The organism is Ferrimicrobium sp. (genome assembly GCA_022690815.1).
Taxonomy (GTDB): domain Bacteria; phylum Actinomycetota; class Acidimicrobiia; order Acidimicrobiales; family Acidimicrobiaceae; genus Ferrimicrobium.
Map to the genome: position 1 here is coordinate 45,666 of JALCZJ010000014.1, position 13,576 is coordinate 59,241.

The window sequence follows — 13,576 nt, forward strand, 5'->3', positions numbered from 1 at the left end:
CGTCGAGGTGGCTCAGCCGATGCAGTTCGGTCAGCCATCGTGTCATGGGCTTTGCCACACGCCCCCACCCTTCGAGAGCGCGCGCCACTACAGCATGGCATTCCACTGCAGTGTGGCAATACCGTGCGACAAGGCTCTGGTACGCACCATGCCATGAGCCGGTGTACCCAACGCCATCAACCACGCTCGCGCCAATAGGTAGGAAGGCGACGACGGTCGTGATTGACCGGCGAGGACACGTATTGCTCACGGCGGCGACGCCTGACACCTGAGCGCTCACCACGGCCCAAGACCAGCGCCACCATCGTGGTCAGATGGGTCCATCGTTCTTAACGACAAGCCAACACTGGCGAGCTCTCGCTGGACCCATTGGCTAGCTAGTCGCCAGAATCACGTCAGCAACGCGACGCGTCTGTATGCTCAGCGCGTTCCTATCACCAGTGCGATCACTCACTTCATTGACTCGGGGGCAAAATCACAGTAGGCAGCGAGCTCACAACGAAAACACGATGGCGTTCGAGCACGACAGATGCGCCTACCGTGCAAAATAAGCTGCAGCGAGAACGCTCCCCAACGGCTGGCCGGCAGCAGCTCGCAAAGCTCGGCTTCGACCACCTCGGGCGAGGGTGAGGTTGAAAGCCCCAACCGGTTTGAGAGCCGCAGGACATGGGTGTCCACCGGAAGTCCGGGTTTACCAAAATACACCGAACGAACGACGTTTGCCGTTTTGCGCCCAACGCCAGGGAGCGTGATGAGCTCCTCCAACGATTCGGGCACCTGTCCTTGGTACCGCTTGACAATCTCATCGGCAAGCTGCACGACATGGGTGGCCTTGGTGCGGTAAAACCCCGTCGAATACACCAGATGAGCGACGTCCTCGATCGCAGCGGCTGCAAGATCTTCAGGCGTCGGGTATCTGGCAAAGAGCGCTTGGGTCACCGAGTTGACGACCACATCGGTCGTCTGGGCCGAGAGGACCGTCGCCACCAATAGTTGGAATGGACTCTTGAAATTCAGTGCACATAGACTCTTTGCATCACCTGGATAGAGCACCTCGAGCTCCCTGACAATCTGCTCTATCTGTTGTCTTCCCATTAACGAACGCCTTCCCCGACCCATGCGCAAATTAGCCTAGTAACATGGCTCAACTCGATGTACGCACAATCAATTCCGATCTCTATCTGCCCTCAATCATCTCGCTTGCTCAAGAGGTCGAGGCCGTGGAGCATCATCGAGCTCTTGCCGACCATCGTTGGATTAACCTGACCAACTGTAATGCCCAAAACCTCACCAGCTTGATGGCGCTCGACGTCGATACCCAGGTCGTGGCCGGTATTTTGACCCGCAGCCAAACGAACAAGGGAGTCGAGTTTGAGCTCGCGATTCGCCCGAGCTATGAGTACACGCTCGTGGTCGGAGAACTCCTGCAACGTGCGCTAGCCGATGCTGTGACCTATCTCACACCCAGAGTGAGCCTATGGATTCCCAATCCAACCGAGGAGCGAGACCGACTGTATCGCAACTTTGGCTTCCGCTCGGACCGCGAGGTCATCCAAATGCGCCGCACGCTCCCGTACACCGAGTATCGACCAGACCCTTCGGTCACAATTCGCAACTTTGCCCCAGGCGTAGACGAGTCGGCTTGGCTCAACGTCAACAACCGAGCCTTCGAGTGGCACCCCGATCAAGGTGACTGGGACCTCGAGACCCTCCAAGAACGCGAGCGCGAACCGTGGTTCGACCCCGCAGGCTTCTTTATCATTGGCGATCACGATCGAATCGAGGGATTTTGTTGGACCAAGATCCATCACGACGCTCACCCCAAGATCGGCGAGATCTATGTGATCGCGGTCGACCCCGATTCGGCTGGCAAGGGGCTCGGTCGTGTGTTGCTGGCCGAAGGCATGCACTACCTCGGCGATGTGTGCCGGCTTCCCTCCATCATGCTCTACGTTGAGCGAACCAACCAGGGAGCCCAATCCCTGTACCAACGCTTTGGCTTCCTAGCCGACCACTGCGATCGCCGCTACGTCCTTAGCGCATCAGACCTTGACCAAGCGAGCGACTGATCAGGACCGATTAATCCTGGCCCGATTAATCCTGGCCCGATTGATCCAGTCTCGTTGCTCAGAGTCCGCGCAAGTGGAAGCAACAATACTATCAGACAGGTTGATCCCCAGCCACGCGTAAGGACACGATTAGTAATCCAATCACGCGCATTGGCGGACAGTGTCGGCGCTTGCGGTATCGCAATCGGTCTGCCCGCTAGCTGGCTGTGTCTTCTCTTTCTGTGCCGATGGCGGGTAATACGTGGCTACTTCGACACCATCCTGACACCACTAGCCGCACCTTGTCTCGGTTCCAGATCCAACCAATGCCTCACCTTGGCCACCAGCGGGCTCTTTGCCTAGTGCCCCGACGATCACAACAGCAAGCGGCGCTAAGAGCCGATAAGCTGAGCCGTCGGCTGGACAACCAAGCGATCGGCCCCTACAGCACTCCCGAAGCGTCACATAGGTAGCCACGACCCAGACAGCAACGACACGACACGATACTTTGACGACGCCGAAACGACAACTACAGCTTTAGGAACAAAGGAGTTCTTGTAATGCACATCGCCAACGAGTCAGACTTCGGCCAGCACTTTACGAGCCACCGTGATTTTCTCGATACTGCCAGCATTGGTTTGTTACCCAAAGTTACCGCAGATGCCCTCCACAGGGCCGTTGATGCTTGGGCCTGCGGAGAGGTGAACTGGTTTAACGACTGGCTTACACAGACCGATGTCGCTCGTGCACTCTTTGGGGCCATGGTTGGAGCGGCGCCCGACCAGGTCGTTACCGGTCCTTCCACATCGGTCCTGGTCGCCCTCATCGCACACTCCCTACCCCAAGGAGCTAGGATCGTAACCCCTAGCATCGAGTTCACCTCGAACCTGTTCCCCTATCTGGTGCAAAAGGAGCGAGGAGTCGAGGTCATCACCGTCGCCGAGGAGGACCTCCTTGATGCCATCGACGAATCGACCACCCTCGTTTCGCTATCGGCAGTGCAGAGCGCCACCGGGCAAGTCTGTGACCTCGATGCAATCCGAACTCGAACAAATGAAGTCGGCGCACTGCTGGCCGTGGATGCGACCCAAGCCGCCGGCTGGCTCCCGCTGCACTTCGATGGTTTAGATGCGCTCGTCTGCTCCGGATACAAGTGGCTCCTATCACCGCGTGGCGCGGCCTACATGGCCCTTTCCGACCGGCTCCGACGGATGATCACCCCACTGTATGCCAACTGGTACGGCGGCGAGAACATCAGCCAGTCGTTCTATGGCCCTCCCCTACGGCTGGCAACGACCGCAAGAGGGCTCGACCCATCACCGGCATGGCTGTCGTGGGTTGGTGCTGTGCAGTCACTGACGCTAATAAACTCGATCGGCGTCGACGCCATTCACGCCCATGACACCGCACTCGCGACACGGTTCCTCACCATTTTAGGACAGCCCTTACCAACGAGACCTTCGGCGATCGTCTCACTTGCGGTTCAACCCGACTTCATCCCTGACACAATACCTTTTGCCGTCTCGGTTCGCGATGGCCGCCTCCGCGTGTCATTCCACCTGTACAACACCTCCGACGACGTCGAGCGCGCTGCGGCGACGCTACGACCACATGTCATAGCGTCGGCCTAGATGAGCACAACGAAATCCCATACGATCAAAAACACAACGATGGCCAGTCACGACCTCGTCATGAGAAGCAGAACTTGGTGGCGCCCATAATCCGGCCCGCTTTGAGGGGCTCGTGGGCGATGGTGGCTCACCAAAGTGTTCCCGCGACCAAACATCGGCTGAGACTCATGTCGGTACCACTCATGTCGGTACCAAGGGATGTCGATCACCCTGCATCAGTGGTGGCTGCCATGACCGCTGAAGCAGTTCCAGCTTGGTACACGACGGCCCGCTGGATTTGGCGTCCCTGGTGAGCGATCGTGGGCTACAACAATGCACCGCTATCGAACGAGGAAGTGCCAACCGACCCATGCCCAACCAAGCCCGAGCAACAAAGCACCTACCCGACGCGAACGAATGGCAGCCACGACCTGGGTGAGCCGATGATGGTGCCAATGAGCGCTGAACGAGGTCACCACGAGCCCAACCGCCACCACGAGCCAGAGCACCAAACTCACGACCCGCATAGTACCAACCAAGCACCAAGCACAAGCCAGACCAGAGCAAGAATCACCCGCCCAAGAGGTGTCTGGCCGACCAACGTATTCGTCATCGAAGAGATCGTCGGATATTGCGACCGAGGACCGGCAAAGAGATCGAACAACTCAACGCCCACCACCACCAACGCCGCGACGCCCCAGATCGTGACACCCTTGATGTCGAATGGACGGACGCGTTCATGCAATACCCTTGGCGCAGCGACCAGGAAGAACACGACGATGGCCACACCGGTGATCACCTCAGCGTCTCGCGTAAAGGTATGGGTCCAAGCTTCGAGTGCCAACCAGGCAACCACGACCACACCGCCAGCAACAGCCACAGCGGTGCGAACCCGAGTCACGACGAACGGCTCACCGACCACGAGCCCATCAACGCCATCGCCAACATCGCTGCGACAAAAGCGATGAGTGCAAACATGAGCGGCCCAACTCCAGCGCTCCGCGAAAGCACCACGACATCGAGAATTCCGAGCAATATCGGGAGAACGAGAACTCCACGCATGCGAAAGCCCAGCTGCTTGAGACGATCAGCATCATAGGCGGCGATGCGTCCCTCAAGATCTCGATCAAAACCAGCAAGGCAGCCCTGGGTGCCAGCAGCGGCGCAGTTCGAACACTGTGCTCCACACGCTGATGGGGCTTCACTGGAACGCTGGACCCGAGAGGCAACAACCACGATGACGCCCAAGACGAGACCGAGACCCGCCCCAACCCCGAGCGCCGACGCTTCGGTGAGACCGACCAACACTAGCGGGAGCGACACCATCCCTCCGAAAAAAGCACCAATGCCAACCGCGAACAGCAGGCGAACCCAGAGAACACGGCGATAGAGGCGAACCGCGTGTGCTTGGTCCAATGATTTATCCACGCCATGGATTCTACCCCGTAAACGAACGTGTCGTGAACTCGGCCTAGGCTGGCTGACTATGGATCGTTCAGTGGTCACTCACGTCACCGATGGCGTGCCTCAGGACCTTCGGCAGGTGACCTTTGTCGTCGTCGACACTGAAACGACCGGAGCCTCTCCGTACGCTCATCGTCTCACCGAAGTCGCCGCGCTCAAGGTCCGTGGCGGGGAGGTATTGGGGCACTTTCGCTCGCTGGTCTGGGGTGATGATCCGATTCCCGGCTTCATCGTCAGCCTCACCGGCATCGATGATCGCATGCGTAGGTGCGCCCCGTTTGAGGCCAACGTCCTCGATGCCTTTCGGGTCTTTCTCGGCGACGCCGTCATCGTAGGACACAACCTTCGATTCGACCTTGGCTTCCTCAATGCAGCATGCACGCGAGGTCTCGGGCAATCGATCGACAATCACGCCGTTGACACCTTGCTACTGGCGCGTCGACTTCTACGAGACGAAGTCGACAACTTCAAGCTTGCTACCTTAGCTCACTACCTGCAGCTGCGCTCACCCAGCCATCGTGCACTCGCCGACGTCGTTACCACGACTGCCCTCCTTCACGCATTGATCGAACGTCTGGGCTCGCTCGGCATCGCGACGCTTGAGGATCTCCAGCGCTGGTCGGCTCCACGAAAGGCAAGGACAACCTCACAGGGCCGCGTACCGCTCATCGAGCGCACCAGTTGAATCGCTGGCCCAGTTGATTTAGCTCATGCCACCAGCATCCAACGACTCCACAACCCAATTCGACCAAGGACGCACACAACACGACGGTACCAACACCAAGTGCCGACAGCGCGCCCCGGTCCGCACACACAGCTTTGACCTTGCCACGACAATCCGGCGACATCATCAAACGTGGGCATCGAAAAACGTTGGCATCGCCAACCTACCAACCGCCTGCGACATGGCGCCGGTTGTCACTTCGTAATCGAAGATCAGCATCGACTTATCCTCCTACACGAATCGAGAGGATGCCATGGGCCCACATACACATTGCGTCGACAGAAAACGTCGCTTGCACGCACTGGCTACGGCGTGCCAGACACCGACTCTGGGGCCCATCGAACCAACACGCAGCAAGCAGCAACCGGCCAGTCAGGAACCAACAAGATCGCTGATCAACGCTCAAAGACTCAGCAGGTTAGACACCGATGCGCCAGGACGTCGCCTGTGGCCTTCGTCCATGTGGTCTGGGCTAGGTCAGTCTGGGCTGGGCAGGGCTGAGTGTGGAGTTGAGGGCAGGGCACGTCCTTACCGGATCGCCTGGGATCACCCAGGACTGCGGGCTACGTCAGTGCCCTTTTGCTTTGTGGCGAGGCTGTGATGCGACGAGTTCATCGAGATAAACACCTGCCTGACCACTGGTAAGCGATTCCATCGCACTGGCAACTCCCTCAGCAATGGAGCCAACCTTGTCGCCAGCGTACAAGGCCGCACCAGCATTGAGCGCAACCAGATCCCGCCTGGCATCGGTGATCGCCCCGGCGAGGATGGATCGCAGCACGTCGGCATTCTCGGTAGCGTCGCCACCCTGTAGCTGTGCGAGCGATGCCGTCGGGAGGCCGAAGTCACCTGGGGAGATCTCATAGCAGGTCACCTCGCGATCCCTCCGTACCTCCCACACCATCGTCGGAGTGCTAAGACTTACCTCATCCATGCCATCGTCTCCCGAGACGACCAAGGCGTGCTCCGATCCCTGGGCTCTGAGCACCTCGGCCATCGACGGTGCCAACCGGCGGTCAAAGACGCCAACCAGCTGGTACTTTGCTCGGCCCGGATTGACCAAGGGCCCGAGAAAATTGAAGGCCGTTGGGATCCCCAACGCCCGGCGAACCGGCGCGACAGCGGCCATCGCTGGATGAAAGCGAGTCGCCAGTGCAAAGCCGAATCTCGACGTCTGCACCATCTGTGCCACTCCTTTTGGATCGAGTTCGATATCGATGCCAAGATGCTCAAGCACATCAGCTGAACCTGTCTTCGAGCTAGCCGCTCGGCCACCATGCTTGAGCACCCGGGCGCCTGCTGCGCTCGCCACCAGTCCAGCGGCCGTGGAGACGTTGATGGTCCCGTGCCGATCGCCTCCCGTCCCACAGGTATCGAGCACCTCACCATCGATGGGGACGACCAACATCTTGGCCGCCATCGCTTTGGCGAAACCAACGAGTTCGTCGACCGACTCCTCCCGTCGGCGCATGAGGACGAGCACCGATGCCACCACTGGCGCGGGCACCTCGTCGGTGAAGAAACTCATGAGCACACGACTCGCCTCATCCTCGGTGAGATAGCCCCCACGCATCAGTAAAGCCAAAAGGTCGGCCCACATGGGTGATCCGGTGGCTGGTACCGGTGATGGGCGGCTCTCTACAACCGTCTTTGGCAAGGGGGCATCATCACCATGGTGATCGACGCGGGCCGCGGGTACGACAGAATCCGGAGAGGCTGACTGGGGCATTTAGCCATGCTAGCCGAGCCCGGTGTGTTCCTCTTTCTCTAATAGCTTCAGGAGTGCAGCCTCACGCAGCGGTCGAGCAAGATGAAAGCCTTGCACCTCAGGGACACCAAGCTCGATCAGGACATCGAGGCAGGCCTGATCGCCAACTCCCTCTGCGACCACCTCGATATCGAGCTCCCCAGCAAGCGCGGCCAATCCCGCCACCAGCCCACGATCGTCACCAGAGCCAAGATCCTTAACGAACTGACGATCGATCTTGACGATGTCAACCGGGATGATCTGCAGGTGCCGAAATGACGACGTTCCAACCCCGAAATCATCCAACGCAATCTTGAAGCCCTCGGCCTTGAGCCGACGCATCACCCGAGCAATCCGATCGATCAACAGATCCGAAAGCTCTGTCTCGGTGAGTTCGATCACGATCGCGTCACTGGGGATCCCAAACCGGTCCACCAGCTGGCAAAAGTCACGCACGGTACGACTCTCAGCGGCATTGACGCCACTTAAGTTGATGGACAATCGCATGTTGGTGCCAAGGCCAGCTTCGCGCCAGCGAGCAAAGCGCGCCATCGCCTCAGCCCGCACAAAGGCATCTAGTTGATCCATGAGACGGTACTGCAAGGCAAGCGAGAGGAAGCGACCGGGCAACAGCAACCCCTCACTCGGATGCTGCCAGCGTACAAGCGCCTCGACTGCGGTGATAGATCGACTTGTGGCATCAAAGATCGGCTGGAAACGCAGCAACAGGGCGCCACCGCGTTCGTCGCCACGCAGGACCCGCACGAGGTCTGGCCCGAGACCGATCTCGACGGCATCGCGCGTTCCTCGATACAGGTTCATCAGGTCTGGGCGGCGCCGTGAGAACTTGTCGTGGTACATCGCCGAATCGGCGATCGACATCAGTTGATCAAGGTCGACCGTCGATGTCGTGCCGGTCGCGATACCTACCGCCGCCGTCACCCGTAGCTCAACCGTCCCTACGGCGACAGGCTGTGACGATATCGCAGCTGCGAGACGATCGGCCACCTGTCTGGCAACCCGTGGTGCCTCGAGGTCGACGATGAGCACCGCAAACTCATCTCCTCCAATGCGGCCGATCACGTCGAGGGGTCGCATGCTTTTGCGAATGCGGTTGGCCACCTCGGCCAGCACCCGATCGCCGATGGCGTGCCCAAACTGATCGTTGACAACCTTGAGCCCATCCACGTCGATAAACAGCAAGCCAACGAGCACCTCGTCGTCTGATTTCATATACTGCGTAGCAAGATCAAAGAAGCCAGCACGGTTGTTGAGTCCGGTCAATGGATCCATGTGCGCCAGTTGGCGGACCCGCTGGCGCTCAACAGTTCGTTCCTGAATATCACGGATGGCCAGTAGGACACCGGTGATACCGGAGGCCGAATCGACAAATCGACGGCGATACGACTCGGCCACAAAGGTCGATCCATCAAGGCGTCGACGCTCCTCCTCCTGGACAAGCACATCCTGGTTCAGAACTTGGCGCAACCGCTGACCCTCAAAGTCAGCGACGTTGGTACCGCGCAGCGATACTACCCCACCTGCACCATGGAGCTCGGCGAAGGCTCGATTGTGCAACGTGATGATCTCCTGGTCGTCAAGGATCGCCACTCCATCAGGCATCAGTTCAAGCACCTCGGCGGCCAAATCGCTGCGCTCGCGCCCGCTTGCAACAAAGTTGAGCGTCCTTCGTTGGGCTGCAACAACCCCGCCAAAGCGTGCGAGTTCTCGAACCACCTGAAGGTCACGCAAAGAAAATCGATAAGGCTCCGGGCTAAAAATTGCCACGATAGCCACCAAGGAATCGGTTAAGTCAAAGATCGGGCCGACGACTGCCGAATCATGTTGGCTCTCACCTCGAATGGTCAACAAGGCTTGCGTATTCGTACTCGTCCGATCGGCGAGTGATCCGATGAGCACGGACTCACCGCTGTTGGCAACCCACGCCAGCAGACCAGTGGTGCGATCGATGAGATCACCAGGTTTTCGCAGCGTGTCCCCGATAGCCGCCATCACCGTCATGTTGTGAGTGCCGACCTCGAGCACAAGGGCACTGCGCGCCCCAGTCAGGACCCTGGCCTCTCGAGCGATCGCCGTCCATGGGATCGCAGTCTCGCGAGCGCTCACCAATCCATCGAGAAGACGTTGGTTGGCCCGAACACGTCGATGGAGCCATCGGCTCGAACGCTCCTGTCGATAGCTCTGACTCGCCACCCGAAGCGCCGGGAGGACCTGTTCGAGCAGTTCGTAGTCCTTTGTCCCGAGGCGGTCAGGGTCGATCACGCCGAGGAGCAGGTGCTCCTCGAGCCTCAGCAACGTCAACTCGGTACCGAGCACCCGCCGCTCGCACCAAGGCATCGTACCTGGAACGTAGGGGTCAACTTCGAGACCGACATAATCGGCAAAACCGGCAATCGAGTCCGGTACAAGGGGTCGCAAACGATGAAAGGCTTCCTCGATCTCAAGGACCGCAATTGCGACACCAAAGTGGGTCTCCAGTAGCTTAAGCAGTTCCCCCAGGGTGGCGTGAGACCCGACATTTCCAGCGAGGATCGCCGATACCTGACGCAGCAATGCCGCCTTTGACTCGACTTCGTCGACCAGACGATGAGAGGATACGCCAACGACTTGAGAGTGATTGGCGTTCGTCTTCACGCGCGACGCCTCCCGTCAAAGGCAGGCGATGATTGCATAGCTTCGGCAAAGGTGACAACCACATCTGCAGCCAACCGGGGCCAGGGAGCCAAGCTCCAATCAGCTGCGCGCCAATCTACTAAATGCCACGCACCACGGGGCAGCCGTTGCTCACACCCTCTGGCCATTACCTTCATCAACAACGGATGACCAACACACCTTGCATCGGTGCGCTCGACGCACCCACTGCGGACGCCAACTGGCCAAGGAGCATCTCCCCTACGCACAGCCGAAACAGCCCCCAATACCGAATCACCACGATCACGATCCCCACTAACGAACATCCGTCACATCCCATGCATGCAAACAGACCTTCGTATTGAAACCCACCACGGCTCTGATCCTAGCAACAAATATCACTTTAGGTGTGCGAGGGACCCATATTTCGTAAGAACTGATTCAACAAATGTTGATCGCAGCCGACCTGCGGTGGCTACCACAGCCAGATACCGTTGTTGCTGGACTTGGGGACATTCGACGACATAGGGAGTGTAGGTTGGTACCAACTATGCTTGCGTACTCCGAGAATGACTGACGTGGCTGACACCAGCATCGCCTTCCGCGAGATCTCCGCAATCATCGCATCCCAAGAGCCCCTCGAAATGCGCATCGAGCGGCTCACCAGGCTTGCAAACGAACACTTTGAGGGTGCCATCTTTCTGGACCAGGCTACACCGGCCCTATCATCGGCGACGACTGAACTCACATCGTCAGCCACTAATCGTCTCCGTGGTTGTCAGCTGCTGGCTCCAGGATTTGCCGAAGGCTCCGCCAATCTCGATGACCTTCAAACCAGGCTTGCTCAGGCATTCGTCAACGCCTATGGCCTGCTTTCGCACCAATTGAACCATGAGCGCAAGGCAAAAACAGCGCTCCTTTCGATTCGCGCCACCAATGAGATGATCATGGCCTTGCTCACCCTCGACTACGACAGCATTGGGTGGCAGCAAGTGACCGAGGCCATCATTGGCCGCCTCTTTCCGGAGAACGTTGCCGTCTTTTCCCTCAACGAACCACCCTCAAATACCCCGGTTGCCACCTGGGTCGCGCAAGTTCGCCAATCACTGTACTTCAATGACCTTCCGGCTCGCGGCGTCGTCATCAGTGACCATGGCCAGCCAGTCATCGCCGCCGTCGCCGCCGTCGACCAAGCAAGTGCTCAAGCCATCACAGTGTGGACCACCAACGAGGCGACGTTCAACCAGGCAACCCTCGCAATCGTCCAAGACTGTCTACGCATCTACGTCACAGGTCTGAGCCTCGTCCAACATCAACGGCAGTGGGCAAAGCAAGACTCTATCGTGACGACAATTATCTCGAATCTGGATATCGGGGTCCTCGGCCTCACCGAAGACTCAACGATCGTCTTCGCCAACCGACAAGCAGCCCATCTCCTCGGACACACACCGGGTGAACTCATCCAATCTCGATCGAACGCGATCTCGGAACAGTTTGGTGACTTTTTGCTCTCACTCGGAACGTCACCGACACCATGGCTGATGACCAACACCATCCTGAGAAAACCAAGCGGCAAGCCACAACCAGCTTCAATCGCCGTCCGACGTGTCGACGGCGCACATGGCTATCGCTATCTCGTCACCCTGGTCGATACGAGCCGATCCCATTTTGAACTCGAGGAGTGGCGATGGCACGCCAGCCATGATCCGCTAACCGGCATTCTCAACCGCAATGGTCTAGCCGAAGGTGTTCGCCATCTCGTCGAAGCTTCGGCCATGGTGTTGTTCCTCGACATCGACCGATTCAAAGTCATCAACGATCTCCTTGGCCACCAAGGAGGCGACCGGGTCATCACCGCCGTCGCCCAGCGGCTCGTCAACGCCACCAAACCCAACGACGTCGTTGCCAGGGTTGGCGGCGACGAGTTTGTGGTCGTCGCCCCCGTCGACGCCAACTTTCACAATCTCAAACGCGTAGCCCAACGTATTGTGGGTGCCATCACCACGCAGCCCATCGACGTCGGTGATCGTCAGCTCGCCATCTCAGTCTCGATGGGCGCCGCACTCGAGACCTACACCGGCAGCCTCGACGCACTCCTTGGCCGAGCCGATCACGCGATGTACGAGGCCAAGCGTGAGGGGCAAGCACTGCACCTTGCACGAGGTGAGGACGAGCCGTTCCTGGGCGAGCCACAACTCGTGGACCCCAATGCCTTTGACTTTCTCCGAGATCGCGACGCCAACCAGGTCGTCGCCCTCGAGATACCCTGGCTCAGGGTTCATGACAATCGCATCTTCGGCAGCGACCTCACACTGACATGGAGCGACTCGATTCCTGAGACGCCCCGTGACTACGCGATGCGCAACCATCTCCAAAGCGAATACAACTGGCTCCTCTTGCACCACCTGCTGAGACGAGAACCCACCGTGGGCCGCATCGGTATCTCGCCATTAGCACCCACAAATCGCTTTATCGAACGGCTTGAGCGCCTGAGCCGAGCCAAGCTCGTCAAGCCTGACAACGTTCAGATCGTCCTGCGCTCTGGGGAGCTGGTGACCGACCAAGCCCTCGAAGAGGCCCTGGTGCTCGTGCGACGAGCCCGGGCGCTTGGTATCAGCATCGCCCTGCGCTGGGCCTCAGGGGAAGGCGGCGAGGTCGCCCACCTCAGCTACCTCCGCCCAGATCAGGCTCAGATCGATGTGGCCGGGTGGGTCGACCGACCACCCACGCAAAAACTCAGCTTTGGCCTCACGGCCTTTGTCCGGGCGATGAACGTTGATGTTGCTTTTCTCCACCCCAACCAACGGTTTCTCAACCTCCTGACGTCCCCACGGCTTCGCGAACTGTTGCCCGATGTGTTGGTGCGGAGCTGACCAACGACACGCCAACATCGAAACTCAACCATGCGCCCAGGCGTCTACGGGATCTCAGTTGACGCCACCGACGGTGATAGGTGTCGATTGACAGGTGAGCGAGGCCTACCGGTGCCGCCGATCAGCAACTATGCTCCACCCACCACAAGCGGTGCCACAGACAGAGACACGCCAACTTGGATCCGTCGGCACCACCAGACAACTGCTTGCACGCAGGGGGACGCTACTGGTACGGCCAAACTGACTACTCTTCAGCATAGCTAACCATAATGTCTCAATAACAAAGTTAGTACCTATTGGGTGATCTGCATATCCAGCTGGGTACTACACCGCCAGATGTTTGTCACAGCTAGAGCACCTCTTGAGGGTATGAGTGGAATCGGTCGGCTCAAGGGTTTGAGTTTTTAGGAGTTCTCCCGTCAGTTTGGAACCGAGGAGAAGTGTGGTGAAGTGCTCTT

9 protein-coding genes are annotated in these 13,576 nt (G+C 58.8%); 4 read left to right on the forward strand and 5 right to left on the reverse strand.

The window, feature by feature from the left end; all coding sequences use genetic code 11:
* Window positions 1–450: 450 nt before the first annotated feature.
* Entirely contained in the window at window positions 451–1,095 is a 645-nt protein-coding gene (gene nth, locus MP439_06020; protein ID MCI2975617.1) for an endonuclease III, read from the reverse strand.
* A gap of 44 nt (window positions 1,096–1,139) precedes the next feature.
* Here nth and mshD point away from each other — a divergent pair, with 44 nt between their 5' ends.
* Window positions 1,140–2,069, forward strand: coding sequence for a mycothiol synthase (gene mshD / locus MP439_06025; protein ID MCI2975618.1), 930 nt, complete (start codon window positions 1,140–1,142; stop codon window positions 2,067–2,069).
* 539 nt (window positions 2,070–2,608) lie between these two features.
* A complete protein-coding gene (locus MP439_06030) occupies window positions 2,609–3,679 on the forward strand; it encodes an aminotransferase class V-fold PLP-dependent enzyme (GenBank protein MCI2975619.1) in 1,071 nt (356 codons plus the stop codon).
* Between the two features lie 493 nt (window positions 3,680–4,172).
* On the opposite strand, the gene MP439_06035 is transcribed toward MP439_06030, so the two are convergent.
* Entirely contained in the window at window positions 4,173–4,559 is a 387-nt protein-coding gene (locus MP439_06035; protein MCI2975620.1) for a hypothetical protein, read from the reverse strand.
* Entirely contained in the window at window positions 4,556–5,086 is a 531-nt protein-coding gene (locus tag MP439_06040; protein ID MCI2975621.1) for a hypothetical protein, read from the reverse strand. Before MP439_06040 ends, MP439_06035 begins: the two co-directional genes overlap by 4 nt.
* 58 nt (window positions 5,087–5,144) lie before the next feature.
* Between MP439_06040 and MP439_06045 the strand changes: the two genes are divergently transcribed.
* Window positions 5,145–5,807, forward strand: coding sequence for a hypothetical protein (locus MP439_06045; protein ID MCI2975622.1), 663 nt, complete (start codon window positions 5,145–5,147; stop codon window positions 5,805–5,807).
* A 607-nt stretch (window positions 5,808–6,414) separates the two neighbouring features.
* On the opposite strand, the gene trpD is transcribed toward MP439_06045, so the two are convergent.
* Together trpD and MP439_06055 are read right to left on the reverse strand one after the other, a co-directional pair.
* Window positions 6,415–7,575 (reverse strand): anthranilate phosphoribosyltransferase, encoded by a 1,161-nt coding sequence (gene trpD / locus MP439_06050; GenBank protein ID MCI2975623.1) that lies wholly within the window; start codon window positions 7,573–7,575, stop codon window positions 6,415–6,417.
* Window positions 7,576–7,584: 9 nt separating this feature from the next.
* Complete coding sequence (locus MP439_06055) at window positions 7,585–10,248, reverse strand: EAL domain-containing protein (protein MCI2975624.1); 2,664 nt, start codon at window positions 10,246–10,248, stop codon at window positions 7,585–7,587.
* A gap of 575 nt (window positions 10,249–10,823) precedes the next feature.
* On the opposite strand from MP439_06055, the gene MP439_06060 reads away from it, so the two are divergent.
* Window positions 10,824–13,118, forward strand: a complete 2,295-nt coding sequence (locus MP439_06060) for a diguanylate cyclase (GenBank protein ID MCI2975625.1) — start codon at window positions 10,824–10,826, stop codon at window positions 13,116–13,118.
* Window positions 13,119–13,576: the final 458 nt, after the last annotated feature.